Below are 18,277 nucleotides of genomic sequence, written 5' to 3'. Positions count from 1 at the left end.
ACACCTTCATTGTAATCGGATCTTTTCTTCTTCTCAATTTATTTTTATTGTTTTATCGTATTTTATAGGGATTTTATTTATTGCTTTTTATTGTTTACAAGAATAAATGTGACAAACAATAAAAGAGCTTTCATCCTAACTTGGATGATAAGCTCTTTTAATACGATCCGCCGCAATCAAGGCATCTGATTTATCAAAGGCATAATCCCGTTCAATGATAAACATAAATTGCGCGATATCGTCTTCTAACTCCGGCGTGGCATCACGTAATAACTGGGTCATGGCGTCATGCTCTAAGCACCAGGAGAAATCTTCTAATGGCACTTCTTTAAAACACTCAGCCGCAAAGTCAATGGCAACGATGCCCAAATCTTCCTGCGCATCTTGAGTCACATCACGCATATAGGCATCCACTTTAGACGGCCACTGTAATAACTGACGCATCAAAGATGGCTGATGGGTATAAATATCCGCGATAAATTCATCATAAGAAGGTAAATGTGCCCCTTTGATGGTGCCATGCTCTATGGTAATCTTCTCTAAGATATCGGAGAGCTGCCAGCCGTGAACAGCGAGATCGTAAAGTAAATAAGCCTGATAAGCTTCTTGTCGTAATGTCGACATACAATCACCTCTATTCCATTATAAACTCTTTTCAAAAAAGAAAAAACCTCCGTGAGGAGGTTAGCCATTCAGTTTGGCTTCATTATGATCACCTTTTAAATAGATAGCGAGCATCATGACAAAACCAATCAAGGTCATCACAGCCATAAAAATAAGCATACTGCTTAACCCAAAGGTATCCTGGAGACGACCGCCGACAAAGTTGACAATCGTTGACCCAATACCGGTGACGATGACCGCTAAAAGTGTTTGCGCCATCATACCATGTTCACTTTTCACATAATCATTAGCGTAAATGGTAATAACCGCCGTAAAGATACCATAACTGATCCCCTGGAATAATAAACCGATAATCAGAATCACGAGGTTAGGCGCCAAGCAGATTGTTAAGTTACGCACGACATAAAAGAAGCTCGCAACCATTAATAACTGAACCGGTTTGAATCTTTTCAAAAGTTTATGGGTAATAGCCATAAAGGGTAATTCGGACCCCGCTGATAAGAAAGTCGCAATCCCAAATAAGGAAGAGCTGCCGCCTAAATGCGTCACGATATTAATCAGATAAGTCCCTAAACCCGTAGCGGCGGCTACCGGAAACATAAAGGCAATTAACATCAGGGTATATTTCTTATATGTTTTCATAAACGTTAACATCGAGATTTTTTGTGTAGCTGTGCTTTCTTCTTTGACTTTGACATCTGGCAGCGACGCTAACATAATTAAAACACCAATCCCAGAAATGACATGCACGGCGACGATGCTTAAAGGATTGAGGACATCAACTAAGATCCCCATAACGGCGGCCCCAGAGGCATAAGAAAGAGAACCAATCCCGCGCGATAACCCGAAGTTCAAATATTCCCCATCTTTGAGATAATCCATACAGATCTGACTTAAAACAGGCACATCGGCAGCCATTAAAGAGATCAGAGCAATATAAAGGATAATTAAAATGGGCGCTGGCAATGGTAAAAATGACATCAGGGCATAGAGGATGAACTGCCCGATAAACGTTAAGGTGACGAGTTTTTTAGTTGTCATGCCTTTGATTTTCCCAATCAGCGAAGCAATATAGGGCGAGGTAATAATGGTAATGGCTGCCCCTAAACCAGTTACAATCCCGATCTGGGTATTAGATAACCCTTTATAATGCAGGAATATTGCCACAAAGCCATATACGCAGCAATAAGTAATCCAGTAAAACAGATGCAGGAGATTATATTTCATTTGTAGTTTCTTCATACATATTTTCAACCTTTCTCACTATTTCATTTACACACATGAGGGCTATTGTATCATAGAAAAGGCATGAAAAAAATAGTTTTCACGCAAATAGGACTGCCTTCATGCAGTCCTACAAAAATGTATGTAAATGATCATCTAAAGCTTTAATAGTGCCATCTTGAATGGCCTGGGCGAAAAGATCCTTTTTAAGGCTGCCTTGGCGGATATAATACGCCAGCAGTTTCACTGTTTCCAGCAGATCAAGTGAAGTTATGTCTTTTTTAATTAATGATGCATTGTCTTCATCATACCACTTTAATAAGCCGCTTTGATAAAAGGCATAAACATAAGCTTTAGTAGCTTCATCAAAGACCGGTAAGTCCTGATGAAAACGCCCTTTCTTATAAGTAATTGTCTGCCCGGCAAATATCGGCAAATGATGAAGCTGATCTTTCACCATGGCCGTATGCACTTCCTTAATGGAAGGAATGCTTTCGGCCGCCCCGAAACGGCTGATTGCGATACTAGACGCGTAGCTTGCCTGCTTCATCGCTTCCTTGATGTCCACTCCATTGATGAGAGCGGCCAGGAAGAAACCGATATAAGTATCGCCCGCGCCGGTTGTATCAACCACCTGAGTAGGCATGCTCTTTTGTTTGATCATGACATCTTCAAAGAGATAAACACTGCCCTCTTCACCTAAAGTGAGTAAGATTTCCTTATGGGGGAAGCGTTTCTGCAGCGCTTCAATCAGATGATCGGAAGTATCGACCAGCATGCTCGCTTCGGTTTCATTGACAATCAGGAGATCAACGTCCGCTAATGGCAAGGATAAGACATCCTCATGCATCGGCGCCGCATTGAAAACAACTTTCATGCGCCGTAAATGAGCTTCATGAATAAGCGGTGCTAAGTTGTTAATCTCATTTTGAATAAGCAGATAATCGCCCGGAAAGCATGTTGCAATGGCGCGATGAATCTGATCTTCTGTAATGCTGTTATTGGCTCCAGGATTAATAATGATACTGTTTTCGCCTTGACACAGCTGGATAAAGGCATGACCGGTGGGACCAGATATCTTTTTTAACAATGAGAGATCTAAATCTTTCATCGCTTCAAGAAAGATCTGACCATCTTCGCCAATTGCCCCAGCGGGTAAAACAGTCACCCCGGCTTTGTGTAGGGCCATCGTCTGATTGAACCCCTTCCCGCCTAAGTGGCGGGAAGCTTTGAGGGCTTTGAGGGTTTCCCCGGGACGGACAAAGTGTTCTACTTCATATGATTCATCAATATTATAAGATCCAAATGATAATACTTTCATAACTCCTCCTAAAGCATTGGTGCGATCAAGCGTAAAACCGCCTCCAGCAAGTCTTTAAACAGACCATCTTGCGCTTCTTTTTCGGTGACCAAATGACTCTTTGACAAAGTATCGAGGCAGTCTTTTTTGACTTTCATCACTTCTTTGGTATCACGCATGAAAAGACCACATTCAAAATGATGCACAAGGGAACGATAATCCATATTAATCGTACCGACCGTGGCGATATGATCGTCCGAGACAAAGACTTTCGCATGGACGAAACCTGGCGTATAGGTGTAAATCTTAATATGATTATCGATTAAGATTTTAAAATAAGACTGGGTAACAGTATAGACGATCTTCTTGTCAGGAATGCCCGGCACAATAAGCCGAACATCGACACCACGTTTCGCTGCTAAGACTAAGGAACGGATCATTTCTTCATCGATAATCAGATAAGGGGTCATAATATAAACATAATCCTTCGCCTGATTAAGGATGTTCATATAGACATCGGCGCCGACATCTTCGTCATCTAATGGGGCATCACAGTACGGGATGATATAGCCTTCTTCCTCATAAGTGACAGGATCGACTTTGAATTTGGTGAAGTCGCCATCTTCCGCGCGGAAAGCATTCCAGCTCGTCAAGAAAAATAAGGTGAACGACCAGACGGCTGAGCCTTTGATCCTAATGGCATTATCTTTCCAGTGTCCATAAGGCGAATGGACATTAATATATTCATCAGCTAAGTTCATCCCGCCGGTAAAGGCTACTTTGCCATCGATGACCAGAATCTTCCGATGGTCACGGTTATTCATGATCACCCCAGCTAAAGGATTCAAATGGTTAAAGACAACGCATTTGATGCCTAAGGCTTCCATTTCTTTAGGGAAATGCTTGTCTAACATGGAGATACAGCCAATATCATCATACATTAAGCGCACTTCAACCCCCGCTTTGACTTTCTTTTTGAGAATCTCTAAGATCGTATCCCAAACCTCGCCGTGATTAATAATAAAATATTCAATAAAGATAAACTTTTCGGCTTTTTTGAGTTCTTCGACGATGGCTGGGAAGCCTTCATCGCCTAAAGGATAATAAGTGACCTGATTGTTTTTATAAACCGGAAAATGATTATGATCATAAAGATAACGCATCTGCGAGAAGCCTAAGTCTTCCACTTCTTCTTTCGTTTTAGGATCCTGGAGATAATACTTCTGAGCGTTTTGCGTAGACTGACGCAAACGCCGTAAAGTCCGCGAGGTAAATAACATATTACCCAGCGATAAGTATAATAAGGTCCCTAAAATCGGTTCAATCAGGATCACCATAATCCATGGCAGCGAGACATCAAGAGAGCGGCTGTTTTTGATAATGGATAAGACAATTAATAATCCTAAGATTCGATAGACAACGTTAATGACCGGAAAATGATCCGCAAAAAAGATCATAATAAAGACATAAAATAAAATTTGAATAATAAAGCCTAGCCCGACAACGAAGCCGCGGCGCATCGCCATACGCATTTTAAGCTTCCCCCTTCTCTACTTTATAGCGCAGCCAGACGGTATTCCCGCCACAGGATTTCGCTTCAATGAGATCGAAAGCGACCGGATGCGAGGATGCCTGTTTATTGACAAAACCGCTTTGACTGATAGCTGAACCATCGGCCCCCGGCGCGATGACAATGGAGAGTTCATCGCATAAACCAGCCTGAATAAAAGCCCAGTTTAGCACCGGTCCGCCCGCTAGCATCAGGCTTTTGATGCCAAAATCATTTTTCAGCTTTTCCAGCATGACCTGATAATCAATACTCTGATGCCCACAAATAATATAAGGAATGTGTTTCTGACGTAAGAAATCTTTATACGCATCAGTGGCTTGTTCGCTTAGCACTTCAATCACGTAAGCAACCTGATGATGCACGATATAATTGGCCTGCCAACCCATCTGACCACGCGGATCAAGGGCAATATAATACATTGCCCGATGGGTATGAATAATATAATCACCAGCAGGCACTTTCACTAAATGACGCAGCGGCGGCTTGGCATAATGGGTGAATTTTTCCTGCGTGGTTCCTTTGCCGGTTAACCAGCCCTGCATTTTGTAGGGGCCTTTACGCGTAAAAGACACCTGATCATAAAACTGCATTGCTTCCTGAACATGTTCCTGATTTTTATAAGGACCATCTACCTTTCCATCCACACTTGTTAACATATGACAAAACACATAAGGTCGATCCATTTTTCTCCTCCTACAAATAGTCTCCTGGCAGATCACCAGGGAAATGTTTATGAATCACGCGCGAAGTGACGATCGTGGCATCAACTTGCCAGGACGTCTCCTCTAACGTTTGTAATACTTCACAGCACATAATAATTTGGGGCATATACAATGCTAAAGTGCTGATCGATTCATTTTGAACTTTAATCGTCAGCTTGGTATAATCAGCACTCATTTGAAACTGATTGCTGGGATTTTCTTTTAAAATAAGTGAGCGCAGGGCGTAGAGATTGGAGCGATAGGCTTTGTGCCAGGCTTTCTGCTGGTGCGCACTTAAGGTCACATCAATACTGCCATCGCTTTTTTCCGAGACTTTTTTAGAAATCTTCTGCGCCTGTCGCAGAAAGTCTGCTTTTTCCCCATAGACCTGTGTAATCGTATAGGTTTTCACATCGCTGACTTCGGGTTTTTGGACATTATTAAGGATCGTAAAAAACATTGCTAAGACAAAAAGCGCGACTAGTAATAACTTCTTCATACAAACTCCCATAAAAATTATAATATATCTTGAGAAAAATAGTGAACACTTCTACAATAAACAAAAAAGAGAGAAGGTGCTGCTATGTTAGTGAAACATCCCCATTATTATACCGATGATTCCATTTTAAATCCATTAATAAATGATCAGAAAGATTATACCCAGTATATCTGTTTATGCGGGGCGAACGGCAGCGGACGAGATGTCCTTCTCAAACAGATTGAACGTTCTTTTTCTGCTAAGCATTTAGAAGACTTCTTTCATGACGATATCGAACATCTCGCTTTTGCGGCCAAAGATATTGGCTTATTACTAGAATATCCAGAAGAACAGATGCTTGACATGAATGTCCTCTTCAATGTCATGAACTCCCTGTTCACTTTTAATTATACGCTTTCTAATACCCATCGCAAAGCCTCTGATGCGCTTACTTTTGTTGGTATTAAACCAGAAGATTTCCGTAAAGATCCGCGCTCTCTTTCACTCTATGAACAGCGCAAGATGATACTAGCGAGCTTCTTGGCGATTGATACGAAAATTATCATCATTGATAATCCTACCGCTGATTTAAATGAAAATGAAAAAGAGGATCTCGTTCATTTGCTTTATGAACTCAATACCTCTAAAAATCGTACCGTTATTATGTTAACGAGTCATGCTCATGATATTATGAACTTTACTGATCAGGTCTTTGGGTTTAAAGATGGACAGTTAAGTTTACTGGGGAAACCAAGTGAATATCATGATCATCCCTCGCCGCTTTCTCATCAGGAAGAAGAAGTTCTTCATGAAATTATCTATCATGCCGAGATTGACCTTTAAAGGTCAATCTTTTCTAAATCATGAGGAATATGCAGATCACCGCTATAAACGGATTGCGCTTCCTGAAGATAACGCTCTAACTTGTTTAAACGTCCTTCTTCACTATGATAAAGCACCAAGTGACGCACATGTAAATCTTCTGCGAGCTTAGCTGCATCATAGACGGTCGAATGATGTTTTTCATAAGGATGGAAAAGATCTGCTTCACTTTTTAAACAGAAGGCTTCACAAAGCAGCCATTTGGCATAGCTGACATATTCTCTTTCTTCTTCACAATAAGGTTCATCCCCTAAACAGGTTAAATACCCATCATCTAAAGTGACGCGAAAGCCATACTGTTTTGCTTTCGTCGAATGAATATCGAAGAAAACAAACTCCCGGTTGATAATCGGTCTGATTTCTCCATCATGTACAGTGATCAGATGAATCCGCTGATGAATATTTTTGACGATGGCTTGAGGTAAAAACTCCTGAGCCATCTTTTCTAATAACGTAATGACTTCGTCATGACCGTAAAAATAAGCATCGCCTTCATAAGCGCCGGCATTCATCTGCTGGGAAATAGCGCGCAATGCCCAGATCACGCCAAAGAAATGATCGGTATGTTTATGCGTCATAATAATATGATGGATCTCTAAGATCGATAAACCAGCTTTTTCTAACTGGGTAAAGAGGCCGTTACCACCCCCGCCATCGACTAAGACATGACTCTCACCATCCGATAAAACAAAACAGGTATTATAAATATGTGTTGCTAAGGCATTGCCGGTGCCAAGTAATGTTAATTGCATAATGATCCTTTCGTAATCACTGTAAACACCACTTCACTCACGCCGGCGAGGAACATGACGAGAACAGGATTCATTTTGAATTTTCGTAATAAGATTAAACAAATAAAGAAAACAACAATCGCATGATAACGAATCGCCGAGATCGCGATTTTGGAATCATTGAAGAAAGAAGCGATGAAGATCGAAATCCCGCTGATAGCGATCATCGCCACCACTGCGGGGCGTAAATACGATAAAATATTCTGCATCCAGTCAATCTGTTTGTATTTGACATAAATATAAGCCAGCACACTGCAGATCACAACAGCTGGGAAGATGCAGGCAATCGTCGCCACAATAGCGCCCGGAAACCCTTTGACTGCTTCGCCTATAAAGGTCGAACCGTTAATGGCAATCGGCCCTGGCGTCATCTGGGAGATCGTAAACAAATCAGTAAATGTTGATAAGGAAATCCAGTGATGTTTGGTGACCGCCTGTTCAATAATAAGCGGCATCGACGCATAACCCCCGCCAAAGCTAAAGAGACCAATCTGTAAGAATGAGAAAATTAACTGTAAGTAGACACTCATGATGGCACCTTCTTTGTAAAGACAAAAGTTTCTAATAAGGCGATAATCATACAGCCTAAGACAATCCAGGCAATATTAACTTTTAGGAATTCGTTGAGAATAAAAGTTGCTGCCATAATCATAATCGATTTGATCGGGGTATCCTGAATAACCCCTTTACCCATATCATAGACAACACTGGCAATGAGGGCGCCGACCCCCGCTCGCATGCCTAATAATAAGGCGGCGATGATTTTATTGGTGATAAAGGCATGATAAAACATCGAAATGACATAGATGATCGCAAAAGGCGGAATAACGGTTCCCAGCACACAAACGAGAATGCCAGGAATACCTGCCATTTTATAGCCTAAAACGATGGCACCATTGACCGCGATCGCCCCGGGGGCGCTTTGCGCGATTGCCACCAAATCCAACATTTCTTTTTCATCAATATAATGTAACTGATCGCAGAATTTTTCTTTCATCATCGAAACGATGACATAACCGCCGCCAAAGGTGAAAGCGGATAGGTAAAAAGTGGATAAGAAGAGTTCCCAATATAAAGCTTTTCCTTTTTTCATATATTTCACTCCGGGGCTTATTATACCGCAAAAGAAAAGAAGGAAAAAGAGGATTTCTCCTAACAGTTTCCTTCCTTAAGCCATTTTGCAACATCTAAGGCATGATAAGTAATAATAATCGAAGCCCCGGCACGCTTAAAGGCATACATATTTTCTAAAACGATGCGCTTTTCATCAATCCAGCCATTTTGCGCTGCCGCTTTGACCATCGCATATTCTCCTGAGACGTTATACACAGCTAATGGTTTATTAAAAGTCAAAGAAGCTTCTTTTAAGACATCGAGGTAAGCTAAACCTGGTTTCACCATGACGATATCTGCGCCCATGTCGATATCATTCTGAATTTCACGTAAGCCTTCCTGGCCGTTTCGAGGATCCATCTGATAACTTTTACGATCACCAAATTCTGGTGCAGAATTCGCCGCATAACGAAACGGCGAGAAATAGCCAGATGCATATTTCGCACTATAGCCCATAATGGGGGTACTTTTATGACCATGAGCATCTAAGTACGCGCGGATGCTAGCAACATCCCCATCCATCATATCGGACGGGGCGACGAGATCAGCTCCGGCATCGACAACCGTGTTGGCCATTTTCGCTAGTAAAGGCAGTGTTTCATCATTTAAGATAATGCGCTCTTTATTAATAAGGCCACAATGCCCATGACTGGTATATTCACATAAACAAATATCCGCCACAATTAATAAACGGGGATACTTGCTTTTGATATAACGAATCGCTTCCTGGACAATGCCATGATCATGATAGGCTTCACTGCCCACCGCATCTTTTACTTTGGGCACCCCGAAAATAAGAATGCCGGAAATCCCGCTTTCATCAATCTCTTTAAGGAGGGGATCAAGTTCATCAATACTGTAACGATAAACGCCAGGCATGGAATCAACCGGCTGTTTGATATGTGTGCCTTCAATGACAAATAATGGATAAATGAGGTCTCGCAGGTCTAATCGTGTTTCGGCGACGAGATCACGTAATGCCTGATTTTGTCTTAATCTTCTAAATCTTTGCATGTTGTACTCCTTCTAATAATGTGGCAAGAATCCCTTGCCGTGAGGCTTCCTGCGCTAAGATCCAATGGTTAATCGGATAACGGGTTGCCATCTTTGCGGTATAAGGACCGATACAGATCACCTGCGTATGGCTACTGACCTGACCGCCAGCTTCAAAATAGCCTTTTAAACCCTGCGAGCTGGCAAAAATCAGGTAGTCATCTTCACAAAGGCCCGGATGCGGGAAATCAATCACTGTATCATATAAAGCGAATTCATCAAATGAACGATGGGCCGCACTTAAAATAGTGCTTAAGACATCATTGCCCTTTAAAGCGCGAGGAATTAATAAGCGATCCTGCGTTGTTGTCACTTTGGTTAATAACTCCCCTAAAGCCTGTGAGGTATACACATCGGGGATGTAATCCGCATGAAAATGATAATCTTTGAGATACATCGCTGTCGCTTCACCAATGACCGCTATTTTCAAAGATGATAATAAACGCAGATCATAGCCTTTTTCATAAAAGGTTTCAAAGAAGAGACGGATCGTATTCCGGCTGGTAAAGACTAACATCGTATAATCTTGTAAATGGGCGATCTTTTCTTCTAAAGTTTCCTGATGCACCGGCTGAATCTTCACAATCGGATAAGAATGACAGTGTGCTCCATAGCGTTTGACGAGCGTCCCCATCCGGGTATTGAAATCAATCGTTCCGACGATGCTGACACTAGTGTGCGAAAGCGGTCTTTGCGCCTGAGAGCGAAAATCATAACGCGATGTTTCACCGACGACAATAATTGCCGGGGTAACACATAAAGGATCGCTTTTGGCTTTTTCTTCAATATCCCCTAAGGAAGCTCTTAAGACATGTTCACTTTCTTTGGTGCCATTTGAAATAATCGCACATGGCGTAGAGGCTTCTTGCCCCGCGCTTAATAAGGAAGATACAATGATTGGTAAAGCATGTAACCCCATTAAGAACACCAGCGTCCCGCTGCTTTGCGCTAACGCCTGAAAGTTAACATGCTGATCAATTGTGCCTTCTTTGACATGACCGGTAATGATGCTCACCTGTCGGCTGACGCCACGATGCGTCACGGGAATTCCCGCCATTTCCGGCACCGCCACAGCGCTTGTCACACCAGGAATGAGTTCAAAATCAATCCCTGCTTTGATTAAGGCCTCAGCTTCTTCGCCGCCGCGGCCAAAAACGAAAGGATCACCGCCTTTAAGGCGTAAAACAACTTGATGCGTATGTGCTTTTTGGATGATCAAGTCATTGATTTCATCCTGCGAAGCGTAATGCTTACCGGCCATCTTGCCGACATAAATCTTTTCACAGCCCACTTTCGTATGGGACAGTAACTCCTGATCGATCAATGCATCATAAATGACGCAGTCACAATTTTGTAAGACTTCATAAGCCTTTACCGTAATATAATCTTTATTACCCGGACCGCTGCCGGCAATATAGACAAATCCTTTAGTCTCCATGGGCATGCTCCTTTAATTTTTGAATGAGTAATGGTAATTGATCGGCTTTTTCATAATAGATGGGACTCTGATGATAGAAACTGCGGATCATGCGTTCTCCTTTTTCCATTGTGCTATAAGCCCCTACAGCGTCGTGACAGGAAGCCTGTAAGCCCTGCATAACCTGTCTTTCTAACATAAAAGCCTGATAAGTTTCTTCATCATGGATACATGAGAAGATCTCCTGAAAAGGTGAATCCTTAAGATATTCAATCGTCAGAATACCCTGACAGGAAGCGGGCACAAAGACTTCTGGATCTAATGGCACCACTTCTAGTCCTGCTAAGGAAGGCTGCAGCCTCTCTAAGCCAGCCTGGGCAAGAATAATGGCATCATATTCCCCGCTTCTTAATTTCTCAATACGGGTATTGATGTTCCCTCTAAGCATCTTCACCTGAGCATTTGGCATCAGTTTATGTAATAGCACTTCCCGGCGGGGACTAGAGGTGCCAATCACCTGCACCTGATCTTTATTTTTTATAAGAACATCATAAGGGACGCCGCGTTTCATCACGCTGAATGCAAAATATGAGGAGGATAAAGCTGGTAAGTCTTTTCCGCTATGAATGGCAATATCAATGATGCCTTCTTTAAGGGCCTCTTCAAATTCTCCCACAAAGAGTCCCTTTCCCCCGATCTCTTTTAAGGAACGATTGAGAATCAGATCCCCTTTGGTTTTCATAATGACTTTTTCAAAAGTCAGGTCTGGTCGTTTCTGCTTTAAAGCCTGTAAAACAATATCCATCTGGGCGATTGATAACTGTGAGCCGCGAGCTCCCACTCTAATCTTCATTTTGAAAATACCTCTCACAATAGTCAGCTAAAGCTTCCTCGCTCATCTCTGGCTCCTCTAACAGTAAATCGATCACCTGATGGTAAAAAGCTTTTCTCGAGGCCATTGTTCCTTTCTTTTTCACATTCTCTCTCAGCTTACCTAACCGGGCATTGATGATACCGAAATCATCAGGCACCTGCGCTTCTAAGATTTTTCTGATCTCCTGACTGATGACTGGCGAATGTCCGCCAGAGGAAATCCCACAGACAATATCTTCATTGGTATATAAGGAAGGAAAAAGAAAACTGCAGTGATCTAAATCATCCACGCTATTAATCGGAATATGCTTAGCCTTGGCGAGAAAAGCGATGCTTGCATTGACGCTCGCGTCATTGGTCGCCGCAATGACCATCTGCATCCCTTCTAAGTCCTCTTTTTCAAAAGCTCTTTCTTCATAAGAATAATGATGCTTATTTAAAAAAGAAAGCATCGCCGGCTGATAAGATAATGCAATAACATGTAAGCGAGGCTTAAAATAAGAGAGTTTCTCCGCTTTACGCAAAGCCGTTGTCCCGCCGCCGACAATTAAAACAGGGACGTTTTCTAAATTGATAAACATGGGAAAATAAGCCATCGTTCTCCTCCTTCCTTAGGCGTTTTCCATTCTAACATACTTGTACGCTATGGAGAAGGGTTTTGATAAGGATTGTCCTTTCCTCTTCCCTTTTGTACAATGAAATGGGTGATAATATGAAAACAATAAATGAAAACAACTTAGAAATCAATACACAGCTCTTTCATGATGAAGAAACGTATGTTCATCAAATGTTCAAAGAGGATGACTATAGTGGCCTTACTGTTTTTCAAATCGACATGAAAAACTGTGTCATCAAAGATATGGCTTTAACAGACAGTACCTATGATCACTGTTATTTTGTCGATGTTGTCTTTGACCATTGTGACTTATCGAATACGACTTTTCGCGAAACCCTCTTTCGCCATGTCCAGTTTATTAACTGTAAGATGTTAGGCTTACATATTGACGAAAGTCTGATCGAAGTCACCACCTTCCAGCAGTGTCTGATGCATTATAGCAGTTTTTATAAAGATACGATGAAATCAGTTAAGCATGAGCAGAGTCAAATGAAAGAAAGCTTTCTTACAGACTGCACGTTAAAAGATACGCATTTTTTAGAATGTGATCTCACTGGCAGTGAAATTGATCATACCGCCTTAAAAGGCATTGACTTATCAACTTGTCAGTTAGCAGCTTTACGTATTTCCCCAATGGATTTAAAAGGCGCTCTCATCAGTGAATGGCAAGCTATTGATTTAGTTGGCCTGTTAGGTGTCATTATTAAGTAAATCTTATGAATTTCTTTCATATTTCTTACGACTTTCTTACAATATTCTTAATTTTTTCTTAATATTTTGTTGACAAATGGCGTATCCTCCGGTATTCTAAGACCATCACAAAGAGAGGATACAGATTTAAAGAATGTTAAAATATATAAGAAATATCACTATAAAATTCATTTTCGTTACTATTATGGCTGTCGGTTTAATCTTACCAGCCACCACTGATTCCAATGCGGCCGGTAATCGAATTGCGAAGAAAGCCTTATCCCGCGTAGGTTCCCGTTATGTTTCTGGCGCCGCGCATTCCATGGGACAGATTAAAAATAAAAAACAGCGCAGCTTTGACTGCTCTGGTTTAGTGAACTGGTCATATTACCAGTCAGGCTATAAGATTGGTTCCCGCACGACCCGTTCATTAAGCAGTGTTGGTCATCGCGTTTCCAAAAGAAAAATGAAATCCGGCGATATTGTCTTATTCCGCTGCAGCGGCAGCCGTATTTCTCACGCCGGCATTTATGTTGGGGCTGGCAAAATGGTCCATGCCCCAGGTCATGGCCGCCGCGTTCAGGTGGTCAGATTATCAGGTTACTGGAAAACCCGTTTAGCCCGCGTTGTCCGCGTCGCAAAATAGGCGAACATCAATAAATGCTCGCCTTTTTCTTATTGTTTAGATAAATGCTGGTAAAGAGCGCCAAGTAAATTGGCATCATTACGATAGGCACAAGGGACGATTTCGGTCATCCGAACGGGCATGCCGACACTATGATGGTAGGCATAAAGATCTTGATAATTCTTATTAATATCTTCCATTAAGAGCGACTGTGCTGAAATGCCGCCGCCAATGGCAATCTTTTCACAGTCAAACAATGTATTAATATTCATTAACTGAATGGCTACTTCCCGGCTGAATTCATTAATCGCCGCTAAGACATCCTGATTGCCCTCATGAGCCATCGCAAAAATTTCTTCTCCCGTATACTTGGTATCCGTATGCAAATGTTCCTGTACTCGACTAAGTAAACCAATAATCCCATTACGCATACACCAGCTATAATTGGCATCATCGGCATGTTCATAAGAAGTGATCATTCCAGACACTTCACCCGCCGAGAAATGTTTGCCGGTATGCACTTTATGATCTTTCACCAGGCAGCCGCCAATCCCGGTGCCTAAGATAATGACCGCCGCATCATCAACATCTTTTAAAACACCAAAACCAATTTCCGCATTTGCAGCGCATTTAGCATCATTGCCAATTGTCACAGGAACCCCTAAACGTGCACTTAAGTCTCTCGCAAAATAGGTATCATTATAATAACCTAAAGCCCCTGACGTATAAGCATAGCCTTTTTCGGGGTCAATGATTCCAGGCATGGAAATGCCTACGCCAGCCACATCGTCGTAACCTTTCATTAAGTCTTCAATCGTCTGATATAAATCTTCTAAGCTGGTCACTGGGGTAGGCACCTTTCCCTGATCTAAAAACTGTGCCTGCTCATCCATTAAGGCATATTTAATAGAACTGCCGCCAATATCTAATACGAAATAATGCATTTTTCTCTCTCCTTTTCCACGCATTTATTTTATCACGATCACTTAAGCCGCTTGAATATATTTCCATTTTTGCATAAAAACATTTTAAATCCGTATTTTTCCTTTTTATATGCGATTTTTCAAATCACATAATTCGCAGATAAGTTATCATCATCCTGAAAGGAGTCATCCTTTCGGAAACTTTGCCCTCGCTTTCATTATTCTCAAACAGTTGGCACGAAAGCATATTTTGATCCCATGTTTCTTGCAAAGTTTCTATACAAAAAAGCGGGGGTCACCCGCTTTTCATCTTAATATAAACGACGTGCTGTATAGAACTGATTTCTATAGTAACCACTGCTGACTGTGACAACAGAAACAGTTGCCCCGCTATGTGGTGCATGTACCATCATGCCGTTACCAATATAAATACCCGTATGGTGAATGCCGCTATAAGATCCATTTGAAGAGAAGATCAGGACATCACCTGGCTGTAAGTTACCATAGCTGACTGTTGATCCCATTGATGAGAGACCACGTGTATCGGTACGGCCAAAGTTAATACCGCACTGAGCGTGAGCCCACCATACTAAACCAGAACAGTCAAATGTCGATGGTCCGCTCGCTCCCCAAACATAAGGAGCACCACGTTTTGATAAAGCTTTTAAGGCAATATCATCACCAGATACGCTGGCATTTGTCACCTTAGCTGATGCGCTGTCATCTGATGTGCTTGATGAACTTGAAGTGCTTGATTGACTTTTGCTTGAAGTGTCATCTGAAGAACTATTGGAACTATTAGATGAGCTGTTACTTGAGGCAGCCGCATTCGAACTTGATGAATCATTGTCATCAGATGCTGAACTGTTAGCACTTGACGCACTGGAATTAGAAGTGCTGGCGCTATTTGAGCTTGATGAATTATCATCATCATTACCCTGCGCATTAGAAGAGGCGTTTGATGAAGCACTCGCATTTTGCGCCGCGCTGGCAGCCTGCTGAGCAGCTTTCTTCTTTGCTGCCGCTTCGGCCTGGGCTTTCTTTGCAGCCGCTTCCGCAGCCGCCTTTTTTGCAGCCGATGCTTCTTCGGCAGCTCTGCGCTTTTCTTCAGCTTCTTCCTGAGCCTTCTTAGCAGCAGCTTCGGCTGCAGCCTGACGCTGTGCCGCAATGCGTGCCTTTTCACGCGCTTCGGCTTCTGCTTTCTCTTTGGCTTCTGCTAAAGCTTTCTTCTGCGCCGCAATCTTTGCAGCGGCAACGGCAGCTTTCCGTTCCGCTTCTTTCATATCCGCTAAGTTCTTAGCGATCTGCTGGATGGATTCTTCGTTATTACCTAAGTCACCTGTTGACTTACGTAACGTTGCTTCCTGTTCTTTTAATTTTTCATTGTACTGACTTAAAATCACTTTTGACTGACGACGCGCGCTCGTTAAATTAGCCTGCGTCGCTGTTAACGTCTGTTTCTGTGTTTTTAAGTTGGCTTTGGTCTTATTAATCTGATCCATTAAATCATTTTCATAAGAAGTAATATCCCCAACTGTTGATACTCTTGAGAAGAAATCCGAGAATGAATCAGCGCCAAATAAGTAAGAGACGTAACTATTTGAGTTCGTTGTCGCCTGCGCCGCATAAATTCTATTTTTTAAGGTACTTTCTTTTTTGTTTAAGGCTTTTTCCGTGTTCGCAATAGAAACCTTCACATAGGCAATTCTTTTCTTTGTGGTGTTGATCTGACTATTGAGTGAAGTGATCTTCTTCTGCATTGTCGTAATAGAAGATTTTGTACTTTGTACTGATTTCTTCGTTGAGGCAATCTGCGATTTCAAATCCTTACTTCTCCCCTTTAAGTAAGTATTGAATTCCTGGCAGGTCTGCTGTTTTGACTTACTTAATTTCTTTGAGGAACAAAGTTTATAGTAAGTGTCTTCTTTCCCTGCGAACGCTGAAGCAGCATTAACATTTTGTGATTGTGCCTGATACGCAAACGGGGTAATCAGGGCGAGTGATAAAATATATTTAAGGAATCTTCCTTGTCTCACAAGAATCCCTCCTCCTTTAAATGTATAATCGTAAATCTTACTCGATAATAATACCCTGTAAATGGACATAAAGTCAATAAACCTTAGGATATTTCCTAACCCATTTTCGTCTTTTTAAAGGTCATTTAAGTTTCACTTAAAGTTCATAATGTAAGCCCTTATACCTGTTATGATAATAATAAATGTCATTTCCTATTACTAGAAACCATCAATATTTTTATGCTTATTCTCTATATTTTGATATAATTATACATAGAAAGCATTAAATGAGTAAGGAAGTGAAGAAAATGGACTTAAAAACCTTTCAATATTTTGTAGCCGTCTATGAATATCAAAGTTTTTCTAAAGCTGCAGCGCATTTAGGCATTACCCAGCCAACCTTATCAAGACAAATGCAGGAATTAGAAAAACAAACCGGACATCCCTTACTGGTTCGCTCCAAAAAAGCGATCACTTTGACCAAAGAAGGGATGATCTTTTTAAAACGCGCCCAGGAAATCTTACAAATATCAGATCAGTTAAAGCATGAACTTTCTCCGGCGACGCCGCTATCTGGTGACCTGCATCTCAGTTTTGTGGAAAACGGACAAAGCGCACCGCTGATGCAAGCCATTTATCGTTTTCAAAAGAAGTATCCCCAAGTACGTATGCATTTACGCAAACAAAGGGAAACGGATCTTATGCAGGCTTGCGTACTGGGATTATGTGATCTCGGCGTTATTCATGGCCATAGCGATGATCCACTATTGTCGCGTTCACCCTTAACAAAAGCGGATACTCTTGGTATCATCATAAGCAAAAGTCATCCTTTAAGTGATAAAGTTGCCCTTACAAATATAAATATTAAAGGGCAAGATCTTTATATCCCTGAAGATCTGAGTGATGCCTACTTGCAAAAGCATAAGCTTTTTGCCACAATAAGAGGGACTTATCTCGGCTTATCAGAGATTCTTCCCTTAGTGCAAGACAATACCCTTATATTATCTTATGAACATCTGCTAGAAGAGAATTTCTATACGCCTTATACGTTTAAAAAGCTCATACCAGAAATGACTCTGCCCCTATCGCTTATTTATAAGAAAGGCTCTGAGTCGCTGCTTTTACAAACCTTTATGACATACCTGAAGGAGGACCTATGAACGAAAAAGATCTGTTAAACATGGATGATCACTGGGACTATCAGTTAAAGATGACCAAAATCACTACGGTGGAAATGGTCTTACGCTATCGCTTTCCGAAGATGCGTTTAGGCTTTCTTTATCAGTGTTCCCTTGATGAACTTGATGAAATCACCAAAGTGGTCGGCACTATTACTGAGGAAGAATTACAAAAGTATCACCACGCATAAAAGCCATCTTGCG

The 18,277-nt window shown here is 41.6% G+C and carries 20 protein-coding genes; 5 read left to right on the top strand and 15 right to left on the bottom strand.

Annotated features, from left to right (window positions below; genetic code table 11):
- Positions 1-135: 135 nt before the first annotated feature.
- The 6 genes from SG0102_RS04455 to SG0102_RS04430 form a co-directional block, all read right to left on the bottom strand.
- Positions 136-624, bottom strand: coding sequence for a hypothetical protein (locus SG0102_RS04455; RefSeq protein ID WP_125118847.1), 489 nt, complete (start codon positions 622-624; stop codon positions 136-138).
- 60 nt (positions 625-684) lie between these two features.
- Positions 685-1,866, bottom strand: a complete 1,182-nt coding sequence (locus SG0102_RS04450) for an MFS transporter (RefSeq protein ID WP_125118846.1) — start codon at positions 1,864-1,866, stop codon at positions 685-687.
- Positions 1,867-1,978: 112 nt separating this feature from the next.
- Entirely contained in the window at positions 1,979-3,169 is a 1,191-nt protein-coding gene (locus tag SG0102_RS04445; protein WP_125118845.1) for a PfkB family carbohydrate kinase, read from the bottom strand.
- A gap of 8 nt (positions 3,170-3,177) precedes the next feature.
- Complete coding sequence (gene cls / locus SG0102_RS04440) at positions 3,178-4,680, bottom strand: cardiolipin synthase (RefSeq protein ID WP_125118844.1); 1,503 nt, start codon at positions 4,678-4,680, stop codon at positions 3,178-3,180.
- Position 4,681: 1 nt separating this feature from the next.
- Positions 4,682-5,401 carry a RibD family protein gene (locus tag SG0102_RS04435; protein WP_125118843.1) on the bottom strand — a complete coding sequence of 240 codons (720 nt, stop codon included), beginning with the start codon at positions 5,399-5,401 and terminating at the stop codon, positions 4,682-4,684.
- Between the two features lie 10 nt (positions 5,402-5,411).
- Positions 5,412-5,918 carry a hypothetical protein gene (locus tag SG0102_RS04430; RefSeq protein ID WP_125118842.1) on the bottom strand — a complete coding sequence of 169 codons (507 nt, stop codon included), beginning with the start codon at positions 5,916-5,918 and terminating at the stop codon, positions 5,412-5,414.
- An 84-nt stretch (positions 5,919-6,002) separates the two neighbouring features.
- On the opposite strand from SG0102_RS04430, the gene SG0102_RS04425 reads away from it, so the two are divergent.
- A complete protein-coding gene (locus SG0102_RS04425) occupies positions 6,003-6,740 on the top strand; it encodes an ATP-binding cassette domain-containing protein (RefSeq protein ID WP_125118841.1) in 738 nt (245 codons plus the stop codon).
- On the opposite strand, the gene SG0102_RS04420 is transcribed toward SG0102_RS04425, so the two are convergent.
- The 7 genes from SG0102_RS04420 to SG0102_RS04390 are packed head-to-tail and all read right to left on the bottom strand — an operon-like array spanning position 6,737 to position 12,622.
- Positions 6,737-7,531: an MBL fold metallo-hydrolase gene (locus tag SG0102_RS04420; RefSeq protein ID WP_125118840.1), complete on the bottom strand. Its 795-nt coding sequence runs from the start codon at positions 7,529-7,531 to the stop codon at positions 6,737-6,739. The two genes, SG0102_RS04425 and SG0102_RS04420, sit on opposite strands and share 4 nt — an antisense overlap.
- Entirely contained in the window at positions 7,522-8,100 is a 579-nt protein-coding gene (locus tag SG0102_RS04415; RefSeq protein WP_125118839.1) for a chromate transporter, read from the bottom strand. Before SG0102_RS04415 ends, SG0102_RS04420 begins: the two co-directional genes overlap by 10 nt.
- On the bottom strand, positions 8,097-8,663 hold the full coding sequence (locus SG0102_RS04410) for a chromate transporter (protein WP_125118838.1): 567 nt from the start codon (positions 8,661-8,663) through the stop codon (positions 8,097-8,099). Before SG0102_RS04410 ends, SG0102_RS04415 begins: the two co-directional genes overlap by 4 nt.
- A 59-nt stretch (positions 8,664-8,722) precedes the next feature.
- Positions 8,723-9,697 carry a porphobilinogen synthase gene (gene hemB / locus SG0102_RS04405; RefSeq protein WP_125118837.1) on the bottom strand — a complete coding sequence of 325 codons (975 nt, stop codon included), beginning with the start codon at positions 9,695-9,697 and terminating at the stop codon, positions 8,723-8,725.
- On the bottom strand, positions 9,684-11,174 hold the full coding sequence (cobA, locus tag SG0102_RS04400; protein ID WP_162300182.1) for a uroporphyrinogen-III C-methyltransferase: 1,491 nt from the start codon (positions 11,172-11,174) through the stop codon (positions 9,684-9,686). The genes hemB and cobA overlap by 14 nt, the downstream gene beginning before the upstream one ends.
- Positions 11,164-12,006 (bottom strand): hydroxymethylbilane synthase, encoded by an 843-nt coding sequence (hemC, locus tag SG0102_RS04395; protein ID WP_125118835.1) that lies wholly within the window; start codon positions 12,004-12,006, stop codon positions 11,164-11,166. Before hemC ends, cobA begins: the two co-directional genes overlap by 11 nt.
- Complete coding sequence (locus SG0102_RS04390) at positions 11,996-12,622, bottom strand: precorrin-2 dehydrogenase/sirohydrochlorin ferrochelatase family protein (protein ID WP_125118834.1); 627 nt, start codon at positions 12,620-12,622, stop codon at positions 11,996-11,998. The genes hemC and SG0102_RS04390 overlap by 11 nt, the downstream gene beginning before the upstream one ends.
- A gap of 116 nt (positions 12,623-12,738) precedes the next feature.
- On the opposite strand from SG0102_RS04390, the gene SG0102_RS04385 reads away from it, so the two are divergent.
- Together SG0102_RS04385 and SG0102_RS04380 are read left to right on the top strand one after the other, a co-directional pair.
- Positions 12,739-13,353 (top strand): pentapeptide repeat-containing protein, encoded by a 615-nt coding sequence (locus SG0102_RS04385; RefSeq protein ID WP_162300181.1) that lies wholly within the window; start codon positions 12,739-12,741, stop codon positions 13,351-13,353.
- Positions 13,354-13,537: 184 nt separating this feature from the next.
- On the top strand, positions 13,538-13,978 hold the full coding sequence (locus SG0102_RS04380; protein WP_157982974.1) for a C40 family peptidase: 441 nt from the start codon (positions 13,538-13,540) through the stop codon (positions 13,976-13,978).
- A gap of 29 nt (positions 13,979-14,007) precedes the next feature.
- On the opposite strand, the gene SG0102_RS04375 is transcribed toward SG0102_RS04380, so the two are convergent.
- Positions 14,008-14,901: an ROK family protein gene (locus SG0102_RS04375; RefSeq protein ID WP_125118831.1), complete on the bottom strand. Its 894-nt coding sequence runs from the start codon at positions 14,899-14,901 to the stop codon at positions 14,008-14,010.
- Between the two features lie 290 nt (positions 14,902-15,191).
- Positions 15,192-16,916 (bottom strand): C40 family peptidase, encoded by a 1,725-nt coding sequence (locus SG0102_RS04370; RefSeq protein WP_157982973.1) that lies wholly within the window; start codon positions 16,914-16,916, stop codon positions 15,192-15,194.
- A gap of 266 nt (positions 16,917-17,182) precedes the next feature.
- Between SG0102_RS04370 and SG0102_RS04365 the strand changes: the two genes are divergently transcribed.
- Together SG0102_RS04365 and SG0102_RS04360 are read left to right on the top strand one after the other, a co-directional pair.
- A complete protein-coding gene (locus SG0102_RS04365) occupies positions 17,183-18,055 on the top strand; it encodes a LysR family transcriptional regulator (RefSeq protein ID WP_125118829.1) in 873 nt (290 codons plus the stop codon).
- Positions 18,052-18,264: a hypothetical protein gene (locus SG0102_RS04360; RefSeq protein WP_125118828.1), complete on the top strand. Its 213-nt coding sequence runs from the start codon at positions 18,052-18,054 to the stop codon at positions 18,262-18,264. The genes SG0102_RS04365 and SG0102_RS04360 overlap by 4 nt, the downstream gene beginning before the upstream one ends.
- The last annotated feature ends 13 nt before the right edge of the window (positions 18,265-18,277 follow it).

The sequence above is a fragment of the Intestinibaculum porci genome, assembly GCF_003925875.1.
In the GTDB taxonomy this organism is placed as follows: Bacteria; Bacillota_I; Bacilli_A; order Erysipelotrichales; family Coprobacillaceae; genus Intestinibaculum; species Intestinibaculum porci.
The sequence above is the reverse complement of the archived record's forward strand: the minus strand, read 5'-3'. Positions and strand labels throughout refer to the sequence as shown.